At 61.0% G+C, this 26,238-nt stretch carries 24 protein-coding genes; 11 read left to right on the forward strand and 13 right to left on the reverse strand.

Annotated features, from left to right (window positions below):
- The first annotated feature begins 237 nt into the window (after positions 1–237).
- From NUW12_00650 to mgtE, 3 genes are all read left to right on the forward strand, one after another.
- Positions 238–723 (forward strand): MarR family winged helix-turn-helix transcriptional regulator, encoded by a 486-nt coding sequence (locus NUW12_00650; GenBank protein ID MCR4401284.1) that lies wholly within the window; start codon positions 238–240, stop codon positions 721–723.
- A 43-nt stretch (positions 724–766) separates the two neighbouring features.
- The gene (locus NUW12_00655; GenBank protein MCR4401285.1) at positions 767–2,149 is read left to right on the forward strand and encodes an MATE family efflux transporter; all 1,383 of its coding nucleotides are present in this window, start codon (positions 767–769) and stop codon (positions 2,147–2,149) included.
- A 454-nt stretch (positions 2,150–2,603) separates the two neighbouring features.
- A complete protein-coding gene (gene mgtE, locus NUW12_00660) occupies positions 2,604–3,953 on the forward strand; it encodes a magnesium transporter (GenBank protein ID MCR4401286.1) in 1,350 nt (449 codons plus the stop codon).
- Between the two features lie 77 nt (positions 3,954–4,030).
- Here mgtE and NUW12_00665 read toward each other — a convergent pair whose 3' ends face one another.
- Entirely contained in the window at positions 4,031–5,740 is a 1,710-nt protein-coding gene (locus NUW12_00665) for an MBL fold metallo-hydrolase (GenBank protein MCR4401287.1), read from the reverse strand.
- A 245-nt stretch (positions 5,741–5,985) separates the two neighbouring features.
- Here NUW12_00665 and NUW12_00670 point away from each other — a divergent pair, with 245 nt between their 5' ends.
- Entirely contained in the window at positions 5,986–6,765 is a 780-nt protein-coding gene (locus NUW12_00670) for a polysaccharide deacetylase family protein (GenBank protein ID MCR4401288.1), read from the forward strand.
- 36 nt (positions 6,766–6,801) lie between these two features.
- Here the strand turns inward: NUW12_00670 and NUW12_00675 are convergent, their stop codons facing one another.
- Entirely contained in the window at positions 6,802–7,167 is a 366-nt protein-coding gene (locus NUW12_00675; GenBank protein ID MCR4401289.1) for a hypothetical protein, read from the reverse strand.
- Between the two features lie 295 nt (positions 7,168–7,462).
- Here NUW12_00675 and NUW12_00680 point away from each other — a divergent pair, with 295 nt between their 5' ends.
- The 3 genes from NUW12_00680 (at position 7,463) to NUW12_00690 (ending at position 10,478) form a co-directional block, all read left to right on the forward strand.
- On the forward strand, positions 7,463–7,906 hold the full coding sequence (locus NUW12_00680) for an OsmC family protein (GenBank protein ID MCR4401290.1): 444 nt from the start codon (positions 7,463–7,465) through the stop codon (positions 7,904–7,906).
- A 445-nt stretch (positions 7,907–8,351) separates the two neighbouring features.
- Entirely contained in the window at positions 8,352–9,545 is a 1,194-nt protein-coding gene (locus tag NUW12_00685; protein MCR4401291.1) for an acetyl-CoA C-acetyltransferase, read from the forward strand.
- Positions 9,546–9,794: 249 nt separating this feature from the next.
- Positions 9,795–10,478 (forward strand): FMN-binding protein, encoded by a 684-nt coding sequence (locus tag NUW12_00690; protein ID MCR4401292.1) that lies wholly within the window; start codon positions 9,795–9,797, stop codon positions 10,476–10,478.
- A 227-nt stretch (positions 10,479–10,705) separates the two neighbouring features.
- Here NUW12_00690 and NUW12_00695 read toward each other — a convergent pair whose 3' ends face one another.
- Positions 10,706–11,701, reverse strand: coding sequence for a LysM peptidoglycan-binding domain-containing protein (locus tag NUW12_00695; GenBank protein MCR4401293.1), 996 nt, complete (start codon positions 11,699–11,701; stop codon positions 10,706–10,708).
- A gap of 305 nt (positions 11,702–12,006) precedes the next feature.
- On the opposite strand from NUW12_00695, the gene NUW12_00700 reads away from it, so the two are divergent.
- Complete coding sequence (locus NUW12_00700) at positions 12,007–12,732, forward strand: HD domain-containing protein (GenBank protein MCR4401294.1); 726 nt, start codon at positions 12,007–12,009, stop codon at positions 12,730–12,732.
- Positions 12,733–12,851: 119 nt separating this feature from the next.
- On the opposite strand, the gene NUW12_00705 is transcribed toward NUW12_00700, so the two are convergent.
- The 4 genes from NUW12_00705 to NUW12_00720 all read right to left on the reverse strand — a co-directional run bounded on the left by NUW12_00705 (position 12,852) and on the right by NUW12_00720 (position 16,060).
- Positions 12,852–13,862, reverse strand: a complete 1,011-nt coding sequence (locus NUW12_00705) for a polyprenyl synthetase family protein (protein MCR4401295.1) — start codon at positions 13,860–13,862, stop codon at positions 12,852–12,854.
- Between the two features lie 31 nt (positions 13,863–13,893).
- Positions 13,894–14,436 (reverse strand): Gx transporter family protein, encoded by a 543-nt coding sequence (locus tag NUW12_00710; protein MCR4401296.1) that lies wholly within the window; start codon positions 14,434–14,436, stop codon positions 13,894–13,896.
- Positions 14,437–14,541: 105 nt separating this feature from the next.
- Positions 14,542–14,967 (reverse strand): NusG domain II-containing protein, encoded by a 426-nt coding sequence (locus NUW12_00715; protein MCR4401297.1) that lies wholly within the window; start codon positions 14,965–14,967, stop codon positions 14,542–14,544.
- Entirely contained in the window at positions 14,939–16,060 is a 1,122-nt protein-coding gene (locus NUW12_00720) for an FAD:protein FMN transferase (GenBank protein ID MCR4401298.1), read from the reverse strand. Before NUW12_00720 ends, NUW12_00715 begins: the two co-directional genes overlap by 29 nt.
- Positions 16,061–16,667: 607 nt before the next feature.
- Between NUW12_00720 and NUW12_00725 the strand changes: the two genes are divergently transcribed.
- A complete protein-coding gene (locus NUW12_00725; protein MCR4401299.1) occupies positions 16,668–18,419 on the forward strand; it encodes an FAD-dependent oxidoreductase in 1,752 nt (583 codons plus the stop codon).
- Positions 18,420–18,596: 177 nt separating this feature from the next.
- Here the strand turns inward: NUW12_00725 and NUW12_00730 are convergent, their stop codons facing one another.
- Entirely contained in the window at positions 18,597–18,860 is a 264-nt protein-coding gene (locus NUW12_00730) for a zinc ribbon domain-containing protein (GenBank protein MCR4401300.1), read from the reverse strand.
- 396 nt (positions 18,861–19,256) lie between these two features.
- Between NUW12_00730 and NUW12_00735 the strand changes: the two genes are divergently transcribed.
- On the forward strand, positions 19,257–20,042 hold the full coding sequence (locus NUW12_00735; protein ID MCR4401301.1) for a helix-turn-helix domain-containing protein: 786 nt from the start codon (positions 19,257–19,259) through the stop codon (positions 20,040–20,042).
- A gap of 90 nt (positions 20,043–20,132) precedes the next feature.
- On the opposite strand, the gene NUW12_00740 is transcribed toward NUW12_00735, so the two are convergent.
- The 5 genes from NUW12_00740 to NUW12_00760 form a co-directional block, all read right to left on the reverse strand.
- Positions 20,133–20,837 carry an ABC transporter ATP-binding protein gene (locus NUW12_00740; GenBank protein MCR4401302.1) on the reverse strand — a complete coding sequence of 235 codons (705 nt, stop codon included), beginning with the start codon at positions 20,835–20,837 and terminating at the stop codon, positions 20,133–20,135.
- Between the two features lies 1 nt (position 20,838).
- Positions 20,839–21,627: an ABC transporter ATP-binding protein gene (locus NUW12_00745; GenBank protein MCR4401303.1), complete on the reverse strand. Its 789-nt coding sequence runs from the start codon at positions 21,625–21,627 to the stop codon at positions 20,839–20,841.
- The gene (locus tag NUW12_00750) at positions 21,594–22,682 is read right to left on the reverse strand and encodes a branched-chain amino acid ABC transporter permease (protein ID MCR4401304.1); all 1,089 of its coding nucleotides are present in this window, start codon (positions 22,680–22,682) and stop codon (positions 21,594–21,596) included. The genes NUW12_00745 and NUW12_00750 overlap by 34 nt, the downstream gene beginning before the upstream one ends.
- Position 22,683: 1 nt before the next feature.
- Entirely contained in the window at positions 22,684–23,577 is an 894-nt protein-coding gene (locus tag NUW12_00755) for a branched-chain amino acid ABC transporter permease (protein MCR4401305.1), read from the reverse strand.
- 424 nt (positions 23,578–24,001) lie between these two features.
- Positions 24,002–25,129, reverse strand: coding sequence for an ABC transporter substrate-binding protein (locus NUW12_00760; protein MCR4401306.1), 1,128 nt, complete (start codon positions 25,127–25,129; stop codon positions 24,002–24,004).
- Positions 25,130–25,968: 839 nt separating this feature from the next.
- Between NUW12_00760 and NUW12_00765 the strand changes: the two genes are divergently transcribed.
- On the forward strand, positions 25,969–26,235 hold the full coding sequence (locus NUW12_00765) for a DUF3006 domain-containing protein (GenBank protein ID MCR4401307.1): 267 nt from the start codon (positions 25,969–25,971) through the stop codon (positions 26,233–26,235).
- The last annotated feature ends 3 nt before the right edge of the window (positions 26,236–26,238 follow it).

Below are 26,238 nucleotides of genomic sequence, written 5' to 3' on the forward strand. Positions count from 1 at the left end.
AATATAACGCCCCGCAACCCGACGCGTCAATGCCGCGCACTGGAGGAATGGAGAGGAACGGAAGAGACTGGGCCTAAGGCGAGACCTTGAGAAGTTAAGTGTGGAGCGGTCTTGGCAAAATCAGGTGCGCAAGGTATAATATTTCGTAGCACGTATGATTTGGGACACGAAGATTCAGCGCGGGAAGGACGGGACCCGGAATCCAGGCTGTCCGTGCAGGGTGAAGAGATGGAGGCGATGCTAGTGGATTCTCCCGGTGATGATGCTGGCGCCCGCCATGAGAGCGGTTCCTCTTCGTTCGTGGACGATGTGGAGATGCTCCTCGCGCGCATCGAGCGGCTCATGCGGACCCAGGGAAGGGCGGAACTGGCGGATCTCGGCGTCACGAGGGACCAATTCCACGCGCTGTTGGCCCTGTGCGGCAGCGACCTCACCATGAGCGAGCTGAGCGAGCGGCTGGGAGTCAAGTGCAGCACGGTCACGGACCTCGTGGACCGCATGGAGCGGGCGAGTCTCGCCGAGCGCGTCCGAGATGGCGACGACCGGAGGGTGGTGCGTGTGAGGATCACGCGTGGTGGAGAGGCGGTGCTCGGAAGGGTACGAGAGAGGCGGCGGAGGCACCTCGGTCGCGTCCTCGAGGAGATGACGAACGAGGAACAAGCGACGCTTCGAGACCTGCTGGCAAGGGTGTACTCGCTCCTGTCAAACCAGGTGGGACTGTGACATGCACATCGCCAAGTTCAAGTAGCGAAGGTGAGAATTCCCAATGAGCGATCTGGGAGAAGCAGTAGAGGCGCGCACCTCGCCTCCCGTGTCCGTGGACGCCATTCCAGGGATAAGGCGTCGCGTGATAGACCTCGCGGGACCAGCCCTAGTCGAGATGTTCCTCGTCACCCTGGTCGGGATGGCGGACATGATAATGGTGGGCAGGATAGGCCCGGCCGCCATTGCCGCTGTAGGGCTCACCAACCAGCCCATGTTTCTCGCACAAGCCGTGTTCATGGCCCTCAACGTCGGCACAACGGCTGTCATCGCCCGAGCCGTCGGTGCCGGAATGAGAGAGGTGGCGAACGACGCCCTCAGGCAGAGTTTCATGCTCACGGTCATGATGGGCATCGGGGTGAGCGTGCTGGGAGTCCTGTCAGCACGCGGCGTCATTGTACTGATGGGAGCGGAGGAAGACGTCATACCCCTGGGCGCGGCGTACATGCGGATAGTCGCGGCCGGTCTCGTTTTCATGCTCCTTACCATGAACGTCGCCGCGGCGTTGAGGGGGGCGGGCGACACGACCACGCCGATGAAGGTGAACACGTTCTGCAACGTCCTCAACGTCATCGGGAATTACGTCTTGATATACGGGAAGCTGGGGTTCCCGAGGATGGGCGTGGCGGGAGCCGCGCTCTCAACCAGCGTATCGAGGGCCATTGCATTCGCGCTCATCTTGCGCGCCGTAACCGGAGGCAGATTCGCTCTGCACCTCACGGGACCGACTCGACTTGACGCCCCCCTCATCAGGCGCATAGTTAGAATCGGGATTCCCGCTGCTATTGAGCAGATCATCCTTCGAGGGGGCCAGCTCGCTTACCTTCGAATTGTGGCGGGTTTCGGGACGGCCGTGGTGGCTTCACACCAAATCGCCATGAACATCCTGGGCCTTTCTTTCATGCCGGGCCAGGCGTTCGCTGTGGCGGCGACGACCCTAGTGGGACAGGGCCTTGGCGCGCGTCGACCGGATCTCGCGGAAAGGGGAGCGCTCGAGACCCGGCGCATCGGGATGATCGTCTCCGGTTTCATGGCGTTCGTTTTCATTCTGTTCGGCAGGTACATCGCAATGCTGTACTCCAATGATCCCATAGTCGTGGCGAAGACAGCCATCGTCTTGCGCATCATTGGACTCGTGCAGCCGGCCCAGTCCACGCAATTCATCCTCGCGGGCGGGCTGCGCGGGGCAGGCGACACGAAGTGGCCGCTTTACTCTACGGCGGTCGGGATCTGGGGTTTCAGGGTCGCGCTAGGATACGTGCTCGCGGTGATCTCACGCATGGAGCTCGTGGGCGCGTGGATCGCAATGGCGATAGATCAGGTCGTGCGCTCCGCGATCATAACGTTTAGGTTCCGAGGAGGTAGGTGGAAGCTCGCTAAGCCGTGAGGGACCCTTCGGCGGCCGGAGGGTCCCCCAAAAGCGGAGGCTTGACATAGTGTGGAGAAAGAGCGTAAGCTGAAGCGGGAAAGGGCCTCCAACGAGGATTCGTCACCACTAACGCAGGCATCCGCGAAAGGAGATGATGAAGATGGACGCTGACCCAGGGAGTAGTAGCTTCAGCATAAGGTACCAGAGAACGGCGCACGCGGCGCTAGCTCGTGCGAGATGTCCGTCTTCGTCGTTTCCCGGAGCTGGGTGAGTCTTGTTCGTCACACGCCCTTGGCTCGTCGGGATGACGGGCCAAGGGCGCTTTCGAATATGGGACGCCAATCGTCCGCGTCACGTCCCTGCTCGGCATGCCCGCACCTGTTCGCCTCCGCGCCGTGCTGCGTCGGACGCCTCGTCTGAGGCTGAACGCCGCTCGCGACTAACCGACGACGCCGTAAGGGAGGGGATGCAGGTGGCCATCGACCTCACGAACAGAGTACAGGGGCTTCTTACTCAGAAGGACTACATTGGACTCAAGCGGGCTCTTGAAAGGTGCCATCCCTCAGACATCGCAAGGGTCATTGACGAGTTGTCCTCGGACTCAATCGGATTCGTATTCAGGCTTCTCCCCAAGAATCTCGCCATTGAGGTCTTTGACTTCATGGATGTCGATAGGAAACAGGTCCTTCTGCGATCCCTCGGTGGAGACATGGTTGCGATGCTCCTCAACGAGATGAGCCCGGACGATCGGACGGAGCTCTTCGAGGAACTGCCCGCCAAGGTGGTCAAGAAGTATCTCTCGCTCTTGTCCGACAAGGAACGGCACGTGGCCAACATGCTCCTGGGATACAGGGAGGAGTCTGCTGGTCGTCTCATGACCACAGACTTCGTGGATCTAAAGGAGGATCAGACCGTCGACGATGCCCTCGCGCACGTGAGAAAGACGGCACCGGACAAGGAGACCATATACCACTTGTACGTCATATCCCGAGATAGGCGGCTCGTGGGTGGGCTATCTCTCAAGGAGCTCATGTTGGCGCCGGGCGATAGATTGGTCGGCGAGATAATGCACCCGGACGTGGTGAGGGTCTCGACCGATACCGACCAGGAGGATGTCGCCCGGGTTTTCGAGGACTACGGGTTCCTCGCCGTGCCCGTGGTGGACAGAGAGGACCGCCTCGTCGGGATCATCACCCACGACGACATACTCGAGGTCGTTCGTGAGGAAGACACCGAGGACATTCACAGGATGGGTGGCTTGGGTGCTCCTGAGGAGGAGTACTTCAGGATGAGCCTTGCGGACAACGTGAAGAAGCGTGTCGGATGGCTCGCGCTGCTCGTTCTTTTCGAGAGCTTCTCCAGCAACATCCTGAAGGTCTACTCAGCTTCCCTCGAGGCTGTGGTGGCACTGGCGTTCTTCATACCCACCCTCATCGACACAGGGGGAAACACCGGGACCCAGTCAGCCACGCTCGTCATCCGGGGCATGGCCACTGGCGAGATAGACCTGCGGCAGGGGTTCAGGGTGATGCTCAGGGAATGCGCCATCGGAGTGGTGCTGGGGCTCTTTCTCGGCGCATTCGCTTACGTGCGGGCTTACCTCACACAGGCCGACGTGAGGATCGCCTTTGTCGTCGGGCTTTCGCTGCTCGTGGTGATAGCGGTATCGAACGTGGCTGGCGCCTTCCTGCCCCTCGCCGCCAAGCGGCTGAGAGTGGACCCGGCGGTGATGGCCGGCCCGTTCATCACCACCGTCGTTGACATCATCGGTCTCATCGTGTACTTCGAGGTCGCGCGCATTGTCATAGGTCTGAACAGCTAGAGCCGGATGCCGCGTCTCCTCAGGCTTCACGGGGCACGCCAGGTCGCCGGCCCCTGACTGTGCCCCGTCATACCTAATCAGGCCGTGCGGTCTTCCCGTGCGAGACTCCTCATGAGCGCCACGAGCCTCGCTATCTCCTCACGAGACGCGCGGAAGACCGCCGGGTCTCTCAACGATCCCCCCTGGTCAAGCGCTTTCCGGAGCGCGGCATATGCGTGGTCGAGCTCCTCGCTCGCGGCCTTCAACGAGAGTGCCCTTTCTCCCTCCGTGCTCACGCCCGGAGTCACCGTTGTTTCACCGCTTACAAGGTCCACGGTGTCTCCTCTGTGGGGAACTCCCACCCACAGTCCCAGGGTGTTCTCGAGGGTCACCGCGAGGGCCTCGGCCGATTCTTCCTCGCCATGCACCACGAAGACGCGCCTCGGTTTGCTGCGAAGGCTTCTCACCCAGTAGAGCAGAGCGTCGCGGTCAGCGTGAGCCGAGTACCCGTCTATGGACTCGATGGACGCGCTCACGACCACGTCTTCGTTGAAAATCCTGACCTTCTTGGCTCCATCCATCAGCAGACGACCGAGCGTGCCTCGCGCCTGGAATCCGACGAAGAGGACTGTGCACTCCGGCCTCCAGAGGTTGTGTTTCAGGTGGTGCTTGATCCGGCCGAAGTTGCACATCCCGCCGGCCGAGATAATGATGGCACCTCTTGTGATATCGTTGAGGGCACGAGATTCCTCTGCGGTCCGCACGTACTGGAGCCCTGGAAAGTCGAAGGGATCACCTCCGGCTTCAATGAGAGCCGTGGTCTCGATGTCGAACTCGTCCCGATACGAGCTGAACACCTCGGTGGCAGATACGGCCATCGGGCTGTCGATGAACACCCTCACGGGTGGGACCTCCTGCTTGTAGGCCAGTTTCGCGATATCGTGAAGGACGTCCTGGGTGCGTGCCACGGCAAAGGCAGGGACGATCACGTTTCCGCCACGCGCCCACGTGTCGCAGATCACTCTCCGGAGCCTCTCAATGCTTTCCATGCGGTCTTCATGAACCCTGTTCCCGTACGTCGACTCTACTATGAGGAAGTCGGCGTCCGACACGAACTCTGGGTCTTTGATGATCGGCTGGTTCACGTTGCCGAGGTCTCCCGAGAAGACGATCTTCACCTCGCCGCCGGTGAGCGCGGGCGCAGGCTCCATAGCGCTCTCGGGACCGGCGGCAGCCGGCGAGCCGGATGCGGAAGGCCGCGCCATGCCCTCTCCGGACCCGTGATGCCGCAAGTACACCTCGATCACGGCGGATCCGAGAATGTGCCCGGCATGCCGGAACCTCACCGCAACGTCCGGAGCCACCCCCACGATCTGACCGAAAGGAACCGCCTCGAAGCTCGAAATGCTCCTCTCAACGTCGTCCAGCGTGTAGAGCGGCTCGAACGGAACCTCGCCCGCTCGGCGGGCTTTGCGCTGCTGCCAACCGGCTTCGAGTTCCTGGATGTGGGCGCTGTCCAGGAGCATGATCTTGCACAGAGCGATGGTAGCGGCGGTAGCGTACACTTTGCCTTTGAAGCCCTCGCGCACCAGCCGCGGGATGAGGCCGCTGTGGTCTATGTGCGCGTGAGTCAAGAGGACGAAGTCGAGGCCCGAGGGGTCGAACGGGAAGGGAAGGCGATTGAGCTTCTGGATCTCGTCGTCTCCTTGGAACATCCCGCAGTCCACTATGAATTCCGTGACACCGGTTTGCACGTAGTGGCACGATCCGGTCACGGTTCGGGTGGCGCCAACGAATTCAAGTCTCATGGGATGATCGTCCCTCCTATCCACCCGTCACGTCGCGCACGACAGGCGAGGTTGCGCGTACGCGCGACAGACTGCAGCCCTTCGAGTCCCAAATCACTACTTCCCGGTCAGATCCCGAGAATCCTGCTGCATCCCTCTGGTTTGGTGCCCGTTCGGCGTTGGTAGAATAAGAAAACCTGCCGTGTCATACCATTTGTCAGGGATGGTTGTTCAGATCCGGATCCACAAACGCGGGAGGTGGCAAGATGCTGGTGATTTCGAGACGGGCGGTCGTCCTGGTTGGCGCGTGCGCGGCTTGTCTCGTGTTGGGCCTCGGGTTCCTTGCCGGACGCGGCGTGGAATGGGTCGTGACTCGCCACGTTCCCGTGACCGAGTCCATCTTGGTGCTGCCCCGGACCACGATGCCCCTCTTCTACGTCAAGACGGAGGAACCGGCCATCGCCCTGACCTTCGACATTAGCTGGGGCCACGAGACCGCGCCGCGTGTGCTCGAGATCCTCCGCGAGAAGAACGTGAGGGCCACCTTCTTTCTCTCGGGCCCGTGGGCGAAAAGGAACGCAGAGCTCGTTCAGGAGATCGTGCGGGCGGGTCACGAAGTCGGCAGCCATGGCGATGCCCACGTCAACCTCAGCCGTTACGACCGGGCTGTGGTCGAGGACAACATCAGGACCGCCCATGAGGACCTTCTTAATGCGGCGGGAAGGGTCGCGCCGTTCTTCCGTCCCCCGAATGGCGACTACGATGACGTGGTCGTTGAAGTCGCGAAGGCCTGCGGGTACGAGACCGTGATATGGGCTGTCGACTCCCTCGACTGGAAAAACCCCGGGCCGGATTTCATGGTTGACCGGGTGCTGAAAAGAGCTTTCAAGGGCGCAATCATTCTCATGCATGCGAGTGACTCGAGCAAGCAGATTCATGAAGCCCTTCCCCGTGTGATCGACGGCCTTCGTGAGAAAGGCTACAGATTGGTGCCTCTTTCTGAGCTTCTGACGTTGGGAGAGCCCGGCCGGGATGATCCAAGGTAGCGCGGCGCGGGCAGCGAGGCCGGGCTCGCGCGGATGTCAATGAGGTGGTGAGTAGAGACACAGGATCCCGATGTTCGTATAGCTCGTACACTTTGCAGCGGCGGGAAACGTGCGCACGATCCGGAAGTCGAACCGTCGAAAGCCCTTCGATGCGACTACGTTCTCGATGACCACGTCTGCCACCTTCGCTGGACGCTGTCCGCCGACGAATATGACCTCCGCTGGCGTTCCGGGGCCTAGCTTGCCCGAGTTTATGTCCACGAGAACGTCGTACGAGATCTCGCTTGGTCTGTACGCTAGATGGTACATGCTGCCGGGACCCAGGGTCCGCAGATTGTCCACGGTCCACTGGATCTTAACCACCATTTGGAGCACCTTCGAGCGTGGTACTTCGGGCTCCATCAAGAGCGCCTCCCGCCCCTGGCTTGCCTCCTCGTATTCCCCGGCCGATCGCTTCGATCGCAACCCTCCGCGACGCGGCAAGGGGGGCTTCCAGTATACGATATGCCTTCATTCCACCGGGCGTGAGAAGGTTGCTAGAGGCTGCATCGAGCCGGCGGCGGTCCTCGGGATCGGTACGAGGCTGGCCGCGGTTACCTGCCGGAGCGTCTTCCTCTGCGTAATCTATACGCCAGACGCGGTCAGGAGATACTAGCTGAAGAACCCTACTTGCGCCGAGGGAACAGGAGGATGGACGATGGCGCTTGAGACCTTTCGCGCTTCGGTGCGCAGTGTGGGACAAGGGCTCCTGTGTAAGGCGAACGTCCGGGGTTTCGAGGTGGCCATGGACGAGCCGAAAGAGCTGGGAGGCGGAGACCAGGCGATGAATCCCGTGGAGCTTCTGCTCTCGTCCTTGGGAGGGTGCATCACCATTTGCGCCGTTGCGTTTGCTCCGACGTGCGGTGTGAGGCTCGACGGGTTCCGCGTGGACCTCGAAGGCGACTTGGATCCCGACGGATTCATGGGAAAGCGCGAGGACGTTCGCACGGGTTTCCAGCACATAAGGTTCACTATGAACATAACATCCAGCTCGCCCGAGGAGAACGTCCGAAAGCTGGTCAAGATGATAAAGTCTCGCTGTCCCGTGTCCGACACCCTCCAAGGGGTGAGAATAGACGGGGACTTCACGCTGACCCGCTGAGACCCGCTGACCCGCCCCTCTGATCTGGTGCTTGCCACGCCGGCCGGTGCCGTCACGGCTCAAGGCCGGCGTCGCGCTTTCGCCGCCCCGTGTGTCCGTGAAGGAACGCAGGGGCGGATGTTTAACGTACTAAGGGGGGGTAACGGGCATGCCGGAGGCTTTGGTGAATGGAATGAGCCTCTGGGACGAGCCTGCCTCCTCTGGCCGTCCGGTCCGAGACTTCGAGGTCTCGACAGGCTTGCGGCGTCAATCTTGCGGCGTCGATCGTCGATCAAGGAGCTCGTTGCCACGTCGTCGGTCGAGGTCGTCGGTCGAGCTCGAGCAAGAGATCGTGCAAACCGCTCGAGCGCTCGCGAGGCTCTCGATACCATCAGGTGAAGGGGAGGGGGAGATCGTGGTCGGAGAGGTTCCGACGAAGGGACGTCGAGTGAGGGAGGGATGCACGGTGAAGGAGGCTGTAGTCGTCAGTGCGGTTAGAACGGCGATCGGGACTTTTGGCGGAACCTTGGCGGACGTCCCCGCCTGGCATCTCGGCGCGGTTGTGATCGCGGAAGCGCTCAGGCGCGCCCGGCTCGAGCCTTCGGAAGTTGACGAAGTCATCATGGGCAACATCCTCCAGGCGGGGCAAGGCCAGAACCCCGCCCGGCAGGCCGCAGTCAAGGCCGGACTTCCGGTCGAGGTTCCCTCGATGACCATCAACAAAGTGTGCGGGTCTGGGTTGAAGGCGATCGTTCTCGCTGCCCAGTCCGTGATGCTTGGCGACGCGGATGTGGTCGTTGCGGGCGGCATGGAGAGCATGAACCAGGCGCCGTACCTCTTGACGAGGGCGAGAACGGGTTACCGAATGGGCCACGGCGACCTCGTGGACAGCATGATAGGGGATGGCTTGTGGTGCGCCATCACAGGCGTCCACATGGGTGTCACGGCGGAGAACCTCGCGGCGAAGTACGGCATCTCCAGGCAGGAACAGGATGAGTTCGCCCTTCGCAGTCAGCGGAGGGCTGAGCGCGCCATCACGGAAGGGCGGTTCGAGGAGGAGATCGTGCCGGTGGAGGTCCGGGGCAGGAAAGGCGAGGCCGTGAAGTTCGCCAGGGACGAGCACCCGCGGTTCGGAGTCACAATTGAGAACCTGGCCGCGCTGCGACCCGCCTTCAAGAAGGACGGCACCGTCACCGCCGGGAACGCCTCCGGCATCAACGACGGTGCGGCGGCAGTGGTGGTGATGTCGCGGGAAGGCGCAGAGTCACGCGGGCTCGAGCCCATGGCGACCATCGTGAGTTACGCGTCGGCGGGAGTAGAACCGTCGGAGATGGGGCTGGGCCCTGTTCCCGCTACCCGGAAAGCGCTGGCCAAGGCGGGTCTCAAACTCGACCAAGTCGACCTCATCGAAGCGAACGAGGCGTTCGCGGTGCAATCCCTTGCGGTCGGCAGGGAGCTTGGGTGGGACCTGGAGAGGGTCAACGTGAACGGAGGCGCGATAGCTCTAGGACATCCGATAGGAGCGAGCGGAGCTAGGATTCTGGTGACCTTAGTTCACGAGATGAAAAGAGCCGGGGCAGAGCTCGGCCTCGCAACCCTCTGTGTGGGCGGAGGCATGGGAGTGGCGGCCATCGTCAGGCGAGAGCGCGTTGCCCGGTGACAGCGCCTGGAGTGGGAGAGCGTGGTGCGCCTCAGGGCGAACGGAAATTCCGCGTTGCGGACAGGGACGGGCCATAGTATAATTGTAATGGTTCACTAGCCCAGGTGGAGTCCGTGTGCTAGTGGCCGAGAAAGAGTGCGTAGCGGTTGTGAAACGTCAGAGTATCAGGGGGGATGCGGGTCAGGTGTTCGGACGCGGGCGTCTGTGAAAAGTGTCATTTTCACAAAGTCGAAAGGAGAGGCGGCGAAAGTGAGAAGAGCCAACGTGCTACTGGCAGTGGCAGTTGCTTTGGTTGCGCTCATCGGTTCAGTGGCGTTTGGAGCCGAGGCGCCGTCGTACAAGGACGGTTCATACATAGGATATGTTCCGGACGATCACGGTGACGTTGTCATCGAGGTTGTGATCCAGTTTGGCAAGATAGTCGATGTCAATATGATAAACCCTGACAAGCCCCAGTCGTACAAGCATGAGGCTGCGAAGGCCTTGTTCCGCGAGTATCCTCTGATGGTTGTCAAGAATCAGAAGGCCGATATCGACGCTGTGAGCGGCGCCACGAGCTCTCGTAACCAATACACGAAGGCCACCCAGATGGCTCTGGATATCGCGAGTGGGAAATACAAGGGCAACGTGTTCTACGGATTGGCCAAGAACCCCGTGAACGGGCACACCCTTCTGGCCGTGACCGTGCAAGGTAAGAAAGTCACGAAGGTCGAGTTCATAACGAAGAAGACAGACTACGACACGCTCATGGCGGCAAAAGGAGCGGACTACAAATCGAAGCCTGCAAAGGAGTTCTTCGACAGCTTCCCGCAGCTGGCCGTGAAGGTGCAGACGGATCTCAAGAAGATCGACGCTGTGAGCGGCGCGACGCACAGCTACCATGAGTACCTGCATGCATACGAGAACGCCCTGAGGCAGGCGGGCCTGCTCTAGGCCACCGTCCATGCACGGCCGATGGATCCGGCCGATGGACCCGAGGAGGTCCAATAGTCCGTGCCATCGGGATGGATGCCTGCTGGAGAGCAGGGCCTGCGGGCGCCACGCGGGAAACGCGGAGCGCTCAGGGCCCGGCATCTTTGATAAACAGTGGGAGGCCCGGCGCCTCAGGGCGCCAGGCCTCTCGACGTTATCGGTGACCGATATCGGTTACGATGGACGTTTCACGGGATCACGAGCCGCTGACCAACCCACAGCGTGTTGGCGTCGGTGATGCCGTTTGACTGCATGATGGCTTGCACCGAAGCGCCGTACCTGAGAGCGAGCTGGTAGAGGGTGTCCCCCGGCTCGACGATGTGGATCGTCCGCCCGGCCGCTCCACCCTGCGATGGGTTCCCGCTCGGCTGTGAGGTCGTGGAGGCGTCCTCCGAAGCCTGCACGATGATGATCTGCCCCACCCAGAGCGCGTTCGCGTCGACGTTCGGATTGAGCTGAATGAGCCTGTATAGGGTGACACCGTTCTTCACCGAGATCGCCCACAGTGTGTCACCAGGCTGAACGTAGTAGACTCGCCCTGGCCTTCCCGATGTCACGGGCGCCGTGGGCTTCACGTAGTCTTGATTCCACCAGGCGGCAAGGGCCGGCCCGTTGGGACCGCGGTACCTGAAAGCGATCCATGCTTGGCGGGCTATCCGGTTCGCCACGTTCGCCGAGGTGATCTCGCGCACGGAGTTGACGGTCCACATCATACCGGGTCCAGGCCCGAAGGGCTGGATGAGCTGAACGATGTACGCCCTCTCCAAGTGCTGGACGAGAACCTGGGCTTCGCCGGTGCCGGAATCCTTCTGAACATCGACCCTGGATATCAGGGTGTACGTGTCCTGCCACGGATCGAACCCCAGAATCGCTCCCTCCTGCCGCGCTACCTGCACCGGGTCCAGCCTCCAGGTGTCTTGCCCCTGGTACACCCGCAGCTGCGCTTGGTACAAAGCCTGCCAGTTGAGGGTTACCGGACCGGTCGCTACCTCAGCGGGCGGCGAGGCGGGCGTCCCGCGGTAGTAAACCTGGCCGTCTTGACCCGCCCTGAACGAGGGATGGGCCAGTGAATCGAGTCCTGATCGCTCCTCCCCAGGCCCCGCGGCCCACACCACCGCTTGGAGCGTTAACGCGGCGGCGAGGACGATCGCTACGACTATCGAGCGTCGCATGGTGCGATGCAAAGGAACTCTCCCCTTTCACACAGAATGTAGGATGGGAAACAATGCTATTGCGAGTTTCCCGACCCTCTTGGCCATGATATCTGGATGGAGCGGGCTTGTCATCCTTCAGATCCTTCCAGGCGAAGGCACACCTGCCACACGCGGCGTGCTTCTGGTGGAGGGGCACAGTCGCCGCGCTGCTATTGGTCCGGTTGGCCCAGGGTTCGTGTGAAATCTAATGGGGCGGGAGACCTGGTTAGGCGGTGCGCACGACGAGAGGAGTGTGGTATTATGATGTAGCGGGGGACGAGTCAGGGGGGAGGATCATGCTAACGCTAAAGGACATTCAAGGCAATCCCAACTTCCGCCTTCTCATAGGCAAGGCCAACGACTACCTGTCGCTTCTCGGTTACACCGAACACGGGCTTCGTCACGTGACCTATGTGTCCACGACGACGGCGTACATTCTCAGAAGCCTTGGGCACGACGATAGGACCGTCGAGCTCGGGGCGATCTCCGGTTACTTGCATGATATCGGGAATATGCACAATCGCAAGTACCATGGTCCCACCGGCGCGAACATAGTCTTCACAGAGCTCAGAATGCTCGGAATGCCCCTGGAGGAGATCTGCACCATCACCACTGCCATCGCCAATCACGAGGAGGAGATAGGCATCCCCGTGAGTCCAGTGTCCGCTGCATTGATCATCGCGGACAAGAGCGACGCGCACCGGACCCGGGTGAGGATGAGGCGGGCGCATGACATCCATGACAGAGTGAACCTTGCCATAACCGATTCATCCTTGGTCGTGGATGACGTGCGTAAGACCATCACGCTGGACATATCCTTCGACACGACGGAGTGCCAGATAATGGACTATTTCGAGATCTACCTAACCCGAATGGAGATGTGCAAGCAGGCGGCGGCGCTCCTCGGCTGCAGGTTCAGGCTCGTCATAAACGGGCTCGAGCTTCTCGGACAACTGCAGCGGGACGAAGCACCTCGAGCTCGGGCGGCCTCGGGCATGGCGCCATCGCGCACGGGCGCGTGAGGATCACGGCGACTGACGGCACGTCAAGGCCTCGCAGGGCTGCTGTAGGAGGTTCAACCCGGAGGTTCAACTGGGTCTTGCTTGGCGCGGCGGTCTCCATACGCTGTCCCGAGCAGTGTTCAACTGGTGCGGTGCACCACGCTTGCTAGGATATCCGCGAGGATCTCTTTTCCCGTGCCGTCAGGGAGGAGCGCGAGGCAGCGATTCGCGCGGTCCGCGTATCTCTCCGCGACCTGCAACGCTCGGCAGAGGGCGCCGGATTCCCTCACCGCGGCGATGACTCGCTTGCGAGCTTGGCAGCTCATGCTGTCGCGCCCATCCCGGCCGGTTGCGTTGAGTTCGGTGAGAAGAGCCCTCAACTCGGGTCCCCATTTCCTGCTTCCCAGCGCATATATCACGGGCAGAGTGTACACGCCGCACGCGAGATCGTGCGCAGCGGGCTTTCCCGTGGCAGCCTCGTCTTGCGAAAAGTCAAGGACATCGTCTGCTATCTGGAACGCGATGCCAAGGTGAAGGCCAAATCGGCGAAGCGTGTCCGTAGTATCTCTCGGAGCTCCCGCCACAAGGGCGCCGGCATAGCAACTCAAGGCGAAGAGCATGGCTGTCTTTTGGCGGATCCTCCGCAGATACTGACCGAAGGACACGGTGACATCGCCTCGGGCCTCGTATTGCTCGATCTCACCCTCGCAGACCTGCTGAACCGCGTTGGCCACAGATGAGAGAATCCCCGTGTCGGCATACCGGGACAGCATCTGAAAGGCGCGCGTGAAAAGGTAGTCACCGGTGAAGACGGCCACATTCGCCCCGTGTCGCGCCTGAACGGTCTCGATCCCCCTTCGGGTATCGGCGTCATCCACGATGTCGTCGTGGACGAGCGTGGCCATGTGGACGACTTCGACGGCGGACGCGACCACCACGAGTTTCTCGGGGTCAGCATGACCGAACATGCCCGATGTCAGCACGAGGGCCGGACGGACGCGCTTTCCTCCCGCTCGCAGGAGGGACATCACTGCGTCCGAGATGAGCTTGTGTCCTGTGGAGAGCTGTTCCTCGAGGCAGGCTTGCACTCTCTTGAGGCCGTCGGCGAGCTCGGGGTGATGCGTCCACCTGGATGACGAAGCTTTCTCCATGAGACTCCTCCATCCGCCGTCGTGTATGTTGTCAAAGCGTCCTCGCGACTTGCTTGCCCCGCGTTTCCCTCTGCTGGCGGGCGGAGGGAAACGCGACAGCCTTCGCGAGGAAGCTGAGGACGAACCCGGCTGCGATTCCAACGAAATAACCTGTGGCGACTCCGGCCACCAGGAGCACGGGGAGATAGCCGTAAATGCCCATGGTGCCCACGACCATTCCCGCGACGAAGAGCTGGCCCACGTTGTGGGATATCGCCCCCAGGACGCTCACTCCTACCAGGCCGAAGACGCTTCCCAGTCGTCTGTACGCGAGCGACATCACGGCCGTCGCGAGCGCTCCTCCGACCACGCTAAAGGCGAAGCTGGTCAGAGCTCCGGAGAGGAGCGACGCAAGGAAGGTGCGCAGGACGACCACGACGAACGCGTCAACAGGGCCGGAAAGCACGATCGCCACGAGCGTGACTATGTTCGCGATTCCCAACTTTGCCCCCGGAATCATGAAAGGCACGGGTATCAGGCTCTCGACTGCATGCAGTACAAGAGCGAGTGCGGTGTACATCGATATGTGCGTCAATCTCTGTATTCTCGTCATTCCGCATGAGATCTGCGCGGGTGCCGCGGCAACCGGGTGACGCGCAGAAAACCCTTGCCCTCCCTTTGGCGTCTTCCCTCGTCATCGTCAATACGCGACTCCGTCGAGCGCGTGTTCCGGTCGTGGCGATCGTGTCCCACCCTGAATCTTCACCACGACTCTGTTGGGAAGGCACACGATGGTCTCGCCCGGCTGATCGATCCAGCCTGTCCTGACGCATACTCTATCAGGGCAATCCGAATCGAGGACCCTGGCGCGCCCATCCTCCGTGATCTCCACGGTGACGCTGTGCCCCCTGCTCGCAGGGACGTCCACCGTCATAGTGTGCGTGACCTGTGAGAGAGGGATCGTCCAGAAAGGACGGTTGTCTAGCTCTATAGACACCTCTCTCGCGCTCACGGCATCCCGCTCGCGGCTTCGGCTGACGCTTTGGCACGCGAAAATCGCTGCGGCGCAGCTCACGACGACGAGAGCGAGTATGACATCAGCTTTCTTGAACGTCTTCACCATCATGATACTTGACAGTCCACCCGTCACTGATTTCTATGGCGCCCTTGAGTCCCGGGGAAACGAGCACCTCTCGGACCTCGGTCACTATCACCGCCTCTATACCGGGGAGGCGCTCCACGAGACCCATCCCATCCGACGGTCCCAAGAGGAACACCGCGGTGGACAGCGCGTCCGCGTCCACCGCGCGGCGGGCTACGATGGTTGCGCTCACCACCCCCGTCTCGGCGGGGTACCCCGTGTCAGGGTCGATTATGTGATGGTACCGTCTTCCGTGCTGTTCGAAGAAGCGTTCGTACGTGCCCGACGATACTACGGCCGTATCGCGCACGGACAACACCGCGAAAGTCGCGCCGCGCTCCTTCCAGGGATCCTGTATCCCCACGCGCCACGGCGACCCGTCTGGCCTCGAGCCAACCACCAAGATGTTTCCACCCAGGTCGATGAAAGCGCTCTCCACTCCGCGCTCCGTCAGAACCTCCGCGGCTTCGTCGGCGGCATAACCTTTCGCTATCGCACCCAGGTCGAGGGCCATCCCGGCCTTCGGAAGACGCACCGTGCCCCCAGACTCGTCCACCTCCACCTCGCCATGATGGACCAGCTGCTTCGCGACAGCGATATCTTCAGGAGAAGGCACTTTCGCGTGCTTCGTACCTATGCCCCACAACTGGACGAGCGGGCCGATGGCCACGTCGAACTTGCCGTTGCTTAGATCGGCGTATTCCTTGGCCCTTTTCACCACATACAGTGTATCGCCCGCCACCGAGCTTGGCAAGCCTCCGGCGTTTCGGTTCAATTCTGCGACATCGCTAGATGCGATGTTGGCGCTCATCAGAGCCTCTATCTCCTCAATGCGGTGGAAGGCTTCGTCTACGGCCTTGCCGGCACCCTCGCCGCTAGCGTACGCACGCACTTGGACGAGCGTCCCGAGGGCGAAGCCGGTTCTAACTGACGCGACCGGCTTGTTTGCGGAAAGCTGGCACCCCGCAACCGTGAAGGCCGACACCAGGGCGACTGCGTATAGCCAATCGAGTGAGAGGTCCTGACGACTGCCACGCAAGTCGCGCCTCTTCACGCGAGTCTCTCCATTCGCAGACATCCTCGGGGAACACCCCCAGGGCGCGCCCTCGCGGCTCCTCGTGGGCACGTCTATGGGCGCGCCTGCAGTCGTGCTTGCTCTTGCGTCTCAATTCATCAGCCGCCCAGTGCGTCGTCCGCAAGGCTTCGTGGACTCACCTGTACCGGTGTACCGCCACTCGCTCACATCATGCTGCACAGCCCGCCCTGCGGCTTCCGGGGTCACCGCCCGATCACTACCCGGCCTGTCCGGTCGGAGCGCGTCGGCAACCCCCACGTGGCCGCACTGACTCCGCCAGGCTCGCACCGAGCTCGTGGCCGGTCTGTTGCGGCCGGCTTTCTGAACGCTGTGATTGCACTATCGTGCCACCCGTGATTGTACCATTTGTGCGGCGAAACTGTCTATGGTATAGTTGAAAGAGCCGATGGTAATCAGCGTTATCATGGAGGATTCCCCTGGCACTCGGCGAAATACACAACAGTCGGGGCGGCGTGTGTGATTGGCGTCACAATCACAAGGAGGTGGCCGCGGCAGACCGCGGCTGACCCGACCGCTCGTCCTCGTCTCTCAGACTACTGGACGAGACTACCAGACATGATCGGACAAGAGCGCGTGGGAGGAATGGTGGATGGCTCACAAGAAGAGAGTGGTCATTCTCGGAGGGGGTTACGGGGGGATCCATGCAGCGCAGACCCTGGACAGGCTGCTTGGACGCGACGAGGCCGAGATCACGCTCATCGACAAGAACGATCATCACACCCTCCTGACCGAGCTCCATGAGGTGGCGGGGGCTCGAGTTAACGAGGACAGCGTGCGGATCCCCTTTTCGGACATCTTCCGCAGGAGCAAGGTACGCGTGGTTAAGGACACGGTCACCGGCATCGATCTCAATAAGAAAGTGCTGAGGTCAGAGACGGCAGAATACCCGTATGACTATCTTGTTCTAGCGTGCGGAAGCGAACCGGAGTTCTATGGAATCCCTGGAATGGCCGAGAACGCGTTCACCCTTTGGTCGCTAGAAGACGCCCGGAAGATAAAGGCGCAAGTGCGGGCCATGTTCGAACTGGCGGTCGCGGAACGAGATCCGATCAAGCGGCAGGAGCTACTCACTTTCGTGGTGGGTGGCGGTGGCTTTACTGGAGTAGAGATGGCTGGCGAGCTTGCGGAATGGGTACCGGAGCTGTGCCGCGAGTTCGGCTTGTCGCCGTTTTCGGTGACGGTGTACGTGATCGAGGCCCTCCCTCGCATACTCCCTACCCTTGCCGACAACCTTGCGGCAAGGGCAGCTCGCGCCATGCGGGCGAAAGGGATCACCGTGTTGACCGACTCGCCCATAGTGGAGGTCGGGCGTGACGAGATTACGCTCAAGTCAGGCACGAAGATACGGACTCGCACCGTGATTTGGACGGGTGGAGTCCGAACGACCAGCTTTCTGAGGGACAAAGGTTTCGACTGCAAGAAGCGTGGTCGCCTGACGGTCAACGAGTATCTCCAGGTGGTCGGGCATGACGATGTGTACGCAGTCGGCGACAACTGCTTCTTCGCAGATGAGAATGGAGAGCTTCCTGCGCTCGTTGAGTCGGCGCTTCAGGGAGGGGCATGCGCTGCCAGGAACATAGCAGCTGATATCAAAGGTACGCCCAAACGCAGGTTCAGGCCCCGTCTCCATGGGGTGATGGTATCCGTCGGCAGCCACTACTCGGTGGCCGACCTCATGGGGATGTCCCTGTGGAGTTATCCGGCCACCGCCATGAAGCACCTCGTGAACCTTCATTACCAGTGGGGCGTCGGAGGCATGAGGGTCATACTCAAGTACCTCAGACACGAGATGATAAACGCGAGGGGAGTGCTTTCAGAGCTCATGAAACACGCTAACGTCAAGGTCAGCCTTGCTTGGCTCGTGATTCTCAGGGTGTTCCTTGGCTATGAGTGGCTCGTATCTGGACTAGGCAAGATACGCGATGGTTTCCTTGTCTCCGGCGACAAGCTCGTGTCTGGCTCGTCTTTGATGCCCATGGGGCCGGGGACGCCCGAGTGGTACAGGTGGCTCATGGACACCTTCGTCTTCCCGCATGCGCTCTTCTTCCAGTGGGTTGTGACCCTGACAGAACTGGCGCTGGGGCTCGCGTTGATCTTCGGTCTCTTCACCAGCATTGCGGCGCTTGGGTCGATATTCATGAACGTCAACTTCGCTCTTGCTGGCGCCGGAGGGAACATCTGGTTCGTAATGGTCTCCATCGCCATGCTCGGTGGAGCCGGGCGCGCTTTCGGGTTGGACTACTATGTGATGCCCATCTTGGGAGAGGTCATAAGAGGGATGCTTCCCAAGGGGCGGCTCGCGTCCGGCTCGCGGACTCCTCAGGCTGGCGCGGCGAGGTAGGGCTCGCGGGGCGCGCCGTGCGCAGCGAATCGGGCTTGCAAGAGGCGATGGACGCCGGGGACGGCAGCGCGTGGATGGTGGACAATGGGCGGGCGCCTGGGCTCACGGGATGGGAGTGGAGCTCCAGGCGCCCGGAAAAACAGGGAGCAGGGTCTTCTGGGGCAGAGTCCCGAGGGTCTAGGCTCCCGCCGCATCCGGCGTTTTGGACGACCCTTGCGAGGACTTGACTTGAGTGTCCTCTTTGGCCTTCTCTTTGTAGTCGGTGCTGCGATTGTCTGTCGTGTAGAAACCGGACCCCTTGAAGATGATGCTCACGTTTCTGCTGATGAGCCGCCTGACCGGGCCGCCGCAGGTGGGACAGCGGGAGAGGGGCTCATCCGACATGCGCTGGAGCTCTTCGAACCGGCCACACTTCTCGCAGTGGTATTCGTAAGTAGGCATGTCGCGACAATCCCTCCTCGAGAGAACTCGGCGCACAGCGGGCGCTGCTTTGATGAGGTAAGCTGGAGCGCCGCGAGGCCCGCGCCAACTACGTACTATACGCCGCTCTTAGGCTCCTGTCAAGAACGCGAAAGCCTGCAAGCCCGCTCAGCCACCCAACCCTGACGCTGAGTCAGAGGGGCTAGCAAGACGGATTTGTGAATGATGCCACAAAGTGTTAGAATGGGGTGGACGGACTTAGGGGCGGGTCCAAGTGGGTTCGACAGACCTCGGATCACCACCGCGCGGTGTCCTCGCGATTACGTCAGTAGGCTGTCGCTTGTGGTGCTGCGTGTGGTTCCACGACTATCCTCCCGAGCTGGACCAGCCACCGGGCTTGAAGGGGGGGCCGGGCTCGTGGTTTCCGGTGAGAAGGTTAGGAACGCGAGAAAGGCAAGGGGGCTCACGCTCGTCGAGCTTGCTTCGAGGGCAAGACTCTCATATTCGTACTTGAGCGAGATAGAACGCGGTTCCAAGACTCCATCCTCTGATGCACTGGCGCGGCTCGCCGACGCGCTCAACCTCAACAGGGCGGATCTCGTGGAGGCATCCGAGGAAGACGGCGATCAAGGCATCGGGCCTGGTGACAGACTGCGGGTTGCCCGGGAGGACCGCGGCATGACTCTTCGTGAGGTGGCGTCCGCGGCGGGCATATCAAGCACTTACTTGAGCGAAATAGAGCGTGGCAACGTGCAACCAGCTGTGTCCGTCCTGAAGAGGCTGGCCCGCGTGCTGCACATCCCTCTCTCTGTGCTCATGTCGCCAGCGGAACGCAAGGGATTCCTGGGCGAGAAGCTCAAGAGGCTCAGAGCCATACTGGGTATGACCCAGGCGGAGGTGGCTGCCAAAGCCGGCGTTTCGTCCGCCCTCGTCGGCCAAATCGAGCTAGGGCGGGTTTCGCCGTCACTCAGAACCGTCAACAAGATAGCCTCGGCATTGGGTGTGTCACCTTGTTACCTCGTCTTGGATAGCGAGGGCATCGACGAGATCGTCCCGGCGATGACCAAAGACCTTCGCGACCTACTGCAGGACCCAAACGTGCAGATGCTGTTGAGCGCGGTGTGTACTCTGAATCAGAAGGAGATGAGGTTCGTCTTCGAGGTGATTGCGCTCCTCAAGCGGTCGGGAATCAGCTCGCCTTGACTTGTCGCGATCTCATCTCAGCCATGCAGGCCGATCCGTCGCGGAAGGCAGCGGGCCGCTGGCCAGTTGCGGTCAGCCGCCCGCCCTGCGTCACTCTCCCAGATACGCTTTGCGGATGTCCGCGTTCTCGAGTAGTTCCCGTCCTGGCCCCTCCATCGTAATGGTTCCTGTCTCCAGAACGTAAGCGTAGTCCGCTAGTCTCAAAGCTGCCTTGGCGTTCTGCTCGATGAGGAGGATAGTGCACCCCTCTGCATGTATCTTGGACAACGCCCTGAAGACCTCCCGCATCAAGACGGGCGCGAGCCCGAGCGACGGCTCGTCAAGGCACAGAAGTCTCGGCCTCGACATGAGGGCGCGACCCACCGCCAGCATCTGCTGCTCACCGCCTGAAAGGGTGCCGCCCTTCTGAGTGAGGCGCTCTTTGAGCCTTGGGAAGAGCGTCGTGACCCACTCAAGGTCTTGTTGTATGCCTGCGGTGTCTTGTCTAGGGTACGCGCCCATCATCAAGTTCTCTAGGACGGTGAGGTTGCGGAAGATTCTCCGGCCCTCGGGCACCATCGCCACCCCGGAGCGGACGATGTGGTGGCTAGGCTTGCCTGCTATGTTCTCCGCTTTGAGCTGGATAGACCCGCGCCGGGCCTTGACAAGGCCCGTTATGGCTCGGAGAGTAGTGCTCTTTCCGGCCCCATTCGCTCCGATGAGTGTGACTATCTTGCCTTCTGGCACGTCCAGGGAGATCCCCTTGAGCGCGTGAATGCCGCCATAGTATACATGGAGGTCCCTTATCTTGAGCATCCTAGTCTTCCTCCTCACCCAGGTAAGCCGCTATGACTCGGGGGTTCGACTGGATCTCCTGCGGAGTGCCTTCAGCGATTGAGACTCCGTAGTCGATCACACGGATCCGCTCGCAGATCCCCATCACTAGGCGCATGTCGTGTTCTATGAGGAAGATCGTCAGACCGAACTCCTCCCTGATGCGGCAGATGAACCTCATCAGCTGCGTGGTCTCTTCGGGGTTCATCCCCGCCGCGGGCTCGTCCAGGAGGAGAAGGCGAGGGTTTGTCGCCAGCGCCCGAGCGATCTCGAGACGACGCTGCTGACCGTACGGAAGGCCGCCGGCTTGCTCCCTGGCAAGGTCAGCCAGCCCGACTCTCTCAAGGAGTTCCATCCCGCGCATCCTGGTCTCTTGGTCTTCCTTGACGTAGCCCGGTAGTTGACACGCTGCGGAGAGGAAAGACGACCTCACCCGCAAGTGCTGTGACACCAGCACGTTGTCAAGCACCGTGAGGCCTGTGAAAAGTCGCACGTTCTGAAAGGTTCTTGCTATGCCTGCGGCAGCGATGAGGTCCGGACGCCACCCGGTGATGTCCCGTCCCTCGAATGCCACCCGGCCCTGGGTCGGCGTGTACTGGCCCGTGATTATGTTGAAGACAGTGGTCTTTCCAGCGCCGTTGGGGCCTATGAGCCCGACGAGCTCGCCCTTCCTTATGTCGAGCGAGAAGTCGTTCACGGCCACAAGCCCGCCGAACTTGATGGTCACGTGATCGAGAGTCAGGACGACTCCGTCTTGCGTTCGCGCTTCCACTCTTGCACCCCCCTGGAGACTCTGAGCACGGACAGGACCCAATCCCACGACAGCTCGAACTGGCCGAAGAGCCCTCGTCGGTAGAAGATCATGAGAAGGATGAGCAGCACGGAGAAGACCACCATTCTCATGCCTGGAACGCCCGGGATGTGGAGAGCTCCGATGTTTATTGGTGCCTCCACGACCCGCAGCACCTCGGACATGAGTGCAAACCCGAACCCCGTGAACACCGACCCGGTTATGCTACCGAGGCCGCCGAGCACGATGATTATGAGGAGGTTGAATGTCATGCCGAAGGTGAACAGTGTCGGGGAGACGGTCGTGATGAGCGATACCAGGAGCCCACCTGCCACTCCTCCGAAGAAGCCGCTTGTTACGAAGGAAAGCATCTTCGTGCGGAACACGTTCACGCCCATGGCCTCCGCGGCTATTTCGTCATCTCGGATGGCTTTCATCGCCCGGCCGTAACTGGAGTTCGCGATGTTGCTCACCACGAGCGTCGCCACTACCGCGGCCCCGAAACACCAGTATACGTTGGCATATTCGGGTATTCCCTTCATCCCGAGAGGGCCGTTGGTCAAGGGGATGAGGTTGTTGGCAAGCACGAAGATTATCTCGCCGAAACCGAATGTTGCGATGGCGAGGTAGTCGCCGCGCAGCCGGAACGACGGAATCCCCACGAGAAGCGCCCCAAGAGCGCCGACGACGCCTCCGAGCACGACGGCGAGACCGAACATGTACGCCGGAAGAGAGAACGAGTTGAATGGCCACATGAGCGGCTCGAGGAACCACACGAACTGCTTCTGCTGAAGCGGCAGGATGAGGAGCGCCGTGGTATAGCCGCCGAGTGCCATGAAGCCGTTGGGGCCCAATGAGAACTGGCCTGTGATGCCGTTCACGAGGTTGTACGCGACCGCTGCGACCACGTAGATCGCGCCCGTGCGTGCCACTCGCAACGGGAACTCTCCGAGATGCGTGTCGGCCCACCAGAGGGCGAGAAAGATCACTGCAATGAGCGCAAGCGTCAAGATGAGGTGCAGACGTCTTCTCTCCATGTCACACCTTCTCCTTTAGGGGCTCACCAAGGATCCCGGTTGGCCGGAGGAGCAGGAATATCAGAAGTAGCGTAAAGATGATGCCGTCGCGGTACCCCGAGAGGCTGGGCAAGACCGCCACAGTCATGATCTCGACGAGCCCGATGAGGAAGCCCCCGAGCATCGCCCCTGTGATATTACCGATGCCTCCTACCACCGCGGCGGTGAACGCCTTCCATCCGGGGTATATGCCCATGAGCGGGTTGATCTGGGGGTACTTGTAAGCCCACATTATGCCTCCCGCAGCCGCCAGGGCAGAGCCGATGGCGAAAGTGTAGGATATCACTCTGTCTACGTCCACCCCCATCAAGCGGGTGGTTTCGATGTCAGTTGACACGGACCTCATCGCCATGCCGACCTTCGTGCGGTATACGATGAACAACAGCAGTGCAAGCAGAGCGAGGCTGAGGATGGGCACCCAGATGGACACGCCTGACACGGCCGCCGGTCCGATCGGTATCACCCTCGCCATGACGTCGGGCCTCTGAAACGCTTTCGGCCGGGCGCCCACGGTCACCAAGCCCAAGTTCTCCAGGAAGAACGACACGCCCACCGCGGTTATGAGGGCGGATATGCGCGGAGCGTTCCTTACGGGCCGGTAGGCTGCCCTGTCCACGATCATGCCGACGAGGGCAGTCAAAACGACCGCAAGAATGGCGGATGCCCCCCACGGCAGACGAAACACGGCCACGAGGAAGAACGCAAAGTATGCGCCTACCATGAATATGTCGCTGTGGGCGAAGTTGATGAGCCGCAGGATGCCATAGACCATCGTGTAGCCGATGGCGATGAGGGCATACAAGCTTCCAAGGGAGATGCCGTTCATCAGCTGCTGAATGAAGGTCTCGAGCGTCATTCACATCTACTCCTTGAAAAGACGGCGTTCCAACCGTCGGGAATCTCGCCTCGTCGGAAGGTTCCGTCTTGGTGCGCGCGTCACGCGCGCCCTCCTGCGCTGGTGGCCAGCGCGACAGATGTGGCTCTCGGGTCTGTCGCCTGCCCTTGCCTCCGGACACGGACCGGTCGTCCGTGTCCGTTGCCGCCGGCCGGGAAGGTCCGCAAGACACTCAACGGGGGCAAAGAGGAAGCCTGCCGTCTTGGTAGGGATGGCCCTCCTTGCCCCCTGTAGTGTACCGGGACTTCTTCCGCTTGTCACGGCGTCACGAGATGCACCCGACCTGCCTTCTCATCATCGTAGGCTGCGACGCCGAGCCAACCGGGCCTGCCTGATGTCCCTTCTCAGGCAGGACAGGGGCACGCCCGAGCCAATGCGCGACTCATTACGGATAAACTATCGACTGGTACTCCCACTTGCCGTTCTTCACGGCGTTGAACACCACGGGCTTGATGGCGTCGCCGTTCTCTATCGTGACGGGCCCAGTCACGACCTGGAGGTTCTTCGTGTCCTCTATGGCCACCGCGACCTTCTTGGGATCGGCGGAGCCAGCCCTCTTGATGGCGTCGAGGACTATGAGATAGCAGTCGGCCGCGAGAGCGCCGAACACGTTGACCTCGCTGTCGGCTCCGAATTTCTTCTTATACGCCTCGACGTACTTCTTGCCGATGTCTGTCGCCGCTGCCTTCTCATGCCAGAACGTGGTATGCTGGACTCCCTCCACGGCCTTACCGCCGATGGACAGGAACTCCTCGGTGGCTATGCCGTCAGCTCCGAAGACAGGTTGAGTGAGGCCGAGATCCCTGGCTTGCCGTACGGCAAGCGCGGTCTCTTGGTAGTAGTTGGGTATATAGATGACATCCGGCTTCTTGTTCTTGATCTCCGTCAGCTGGGCGCTGAAGTCTTGGTCACCGTACTTACACTTCTGGTGGGTGACCACTTTGCCGCCAAGCTTGGTGAACTCCTTTTCGAACATGGTTCCAAGGGCTATGCAATAGTCGTTGGCTATGTCGGACAGGATCGCAGCAGTCTTGGCCTTCAAGTCCCTGTAACAATAGGTTGCTGCGATGGACGCCTGGAACGGGTCGATGAAGCACGCGCGGAACACGTACTTCTTACCTTGAGTACACAGAGGGTTCGTCGTAGTCGGCCCTATGATGGGGACCTCTTTCTTCTCGCAAATCTCACCGGCGGCGAGCATGTTACCGCTGATGGTGGGCCCGATTATGGCGACGACTTTGTCGTTCTCGATGAGACGAGAGGCCACGTTTGCTGCCTCAACCTTGTCGGACTTGTTGTCGAGGAGCTTGAATACGACCGGTCTGCCAAGGACCTCGGGCTTTACGATATCGTCAATGAGATTGACACCTTCCCACGCTGCCTGGCCGTATGCGGCCACCTGGCCGGTCATCTCGAGGTTGAACCCTATGACGATCGGCTCGGCCGAATAGGCCACTGCTCCCAACGAAACTAGAGCGACAACCAAGACCAGACTCAGTATGTACCTCCTCACTGCTCAATACCTCCTCGCTTTGTGCACTTCGTGCTTTCCTCCACCCTCTCTACCACGGAATCTCCGAACCGTCCCATGTCGTCCAAGTCTATCTGAGGGTCACCAGTCACCTCCCCCGCGGCAAGAGAGAGTCACTCTCTCTTCCACTGTCTCAAATGTCCTAAACCCGTTCCGGACCAGTCCTGACGGCTGTCCCGCGACAAGGAGCGAACTCCCGACGTGCAAGCCGACCGGTCAAGACCATCCTCGGGGAACCTGTGCCAACCCGCCTGGATGATGGGTCTTTCGGCGGGGCTGGCATCACTTGTTTCAGCCACTATATCATGGCAAGCGTGCACAGTCAAGCCGTACGCTCACCGGCTCACCGACGAGAGCATCGCTTCGCTTTGTCCCAGACTCGTCGCGCCCTTAGGGCCCGACGTAAGTGCGAGCGCAGGCAAGAGCAGAAGCCTTTCACTGAAATGGGAGCACGAGCCTCACGCGATTCGCGCCCAGTGCGTCATAGACAAGCCGCGTAGACAGTCTGTCATAGTCGGGTATTCTCCGTCGGAGAGCTAATCTCCTCTTTAAGGCGCGCACCTGCTTCAGTATTTTTCTTACAGGAGCCCTCATCCACCCCAATTCTCCGTCGCTCAGGCACGCGCGGCCATCTCAGCGGACGAGGGAGGAGGAGGAGAGAGGAGGAGAAGGACCACTCGCGCCGAAGACAGGAAGGGAGGTCTGACGTGACCTTCTTCCGGTGTCCGACGGTGTCTGGCGTTTCGGTGCCCGCCGACGGCACGCCCGCCGGATGCGCGGGCGCCAAGATGTGAACTCAATGAGCGGGAGGCTGTCATCTCGTGACGCGACGCCCAAAATGTGTTGAGATCCAAGTCACAGTGGACAGAATCGAAGCGGACAACGCCGTTCTCCTCGTAAGCGGCCAGGAGGCCGAGGCTATACTCTGGCCCGTGCGGGCCTTGCCGGAGGGCGTCCGCGAGGGGATGGTCCTCAGGATCTCCATCACGCCTGACGAGCAAGCCACTCAAGCTGCCAGGGCGCGCATGGAGGACCTATTGAAGAAGCTGGTAGCGAAGGACCCGGAAGGCCGATCCGGCGTCCGGTGAACG

The sequence above is a fragment of the Bacillota bacterium genome (assembly GCA_024653485.1).
In the GTDB taxonomy this organism is placed as follows: domain Bacteria; phylum Bacillota; class SHA-98; order UBA4971; family UBA4971; genus UBA6256.

What these genes read in the sequence shown, in the direction of transcription:
- NUW12_00650 (MCR4401284.1), top strand. Translation starts at nt 238, where the DNA reads ATGCTAGTGGATTCTCCCGGTGATGATGCTGGCGCCCGCCATGAGAGC.
- NUW12_00655 (MCR4401285.1), top strand. Translation starts at nt 767, where the DNA reads ATGAGCGATCTGGGAGAAGCAGTAGAGGCGCGCACCTCGCCTCCCGTG.
- NUW12_00665 (MCR4401287.1), bottom strand. Translation starts at nt 5,740, where the DNA reads ATGAGACTTGAATTCGTTGGCGCCACCCGAACCGTGACCGGATCGTGC.
- NUW12_00670 (MCR4401288.1), top strand. Translation starts at nt 5,986, where the DNA reads ATGCTGGTGATTTCGAGACGGGCGGTCGTCCTGGTTGGCGCGTGCGCG.
- NUW12_00675 (MCR4401289.1), bottom strand. Translation starts at nt 7,167, where the DNA reads ATGGAGCCCGAAGTACCACGCTCGAAGGTGCTCCAAATGGTGGTTAAG.
- NUW12_00680 (MCR4401290.1), top strand. Translation starts at nt 7,463, where the DNA reads ATGGCGCTTGAGACCTTTCGCGCTTCGGTGCGCAGTGTGGGACAAGGG.
- NUW12_00700 (MCR4401294.1), top strand. Translation starts at nt 12,007, where the DNA reads ATGCTAACGCTAAAGGACATTCAAGGCAATCCCAACTTCCGCCTTCTC.
- NUW12_00705 (MCR4401295.1), bottom strand. Translation starts at nt 13,862, where the DNA reads ATGGAGAAAGCTTCGTCATCCAGGTGGACGCATCACCCCGAGCTCGCC.
- NUW12_00715 (MCR4401297.1), bottom strand. Translation starts at nt 14,967, where the DNA reads ATGATGGTGAAGACGTTCAAGAAAGCTGATGTCATACTCGCTCTCGTC.
- NUW12_00720 (MCR4401298.1), bottom strand. Translation starts at nt 16,060, where the DNA reads ATGTCTGCGAATGGAGAGACTCGCGTGAAGAGGCGCGACTTGCGTGGC.
- NUW12_00725 (MCR4401299.1), top strand. Translation starts at nt 16,668, where the DNA reads ATGGCTCACAAGAAGAGAGTGGTCATTCTCGGAGGGGGTTACGGGGGG.
- NUW12_00730 (MCR4401300.1), bottom strand. Translation starts at nt 18,860, where the DNA reads ATGCCTACTTACGAATACCACTGCGAGAAGTGTGGCCGGTTCGAAGAG.
- NUW12_00740 (MCR4401302.1), bottom strand. Translation starts at nt 20,837, where the DNA reads ATGCTCAAGATAAGGGACCTCCATGTATACTATGGCGGCATTCACGCG.
- NUW12_00750 (MCR4401304.1), bottom strand. Translation starts at nt 22,682, where the DNA reads ATGGAGAGAAGACGTCTGCACCTCATCTTGACGCTTGCGCTCATTGCA.
- NUW12_00755 (MCR4401305.1), bottom strand. Translation starts at nt 23,577, where the DNA reads ATGACGCTCGAGACCTTCATTCAGCAGCTGATGAACGGCATCTCCCTT.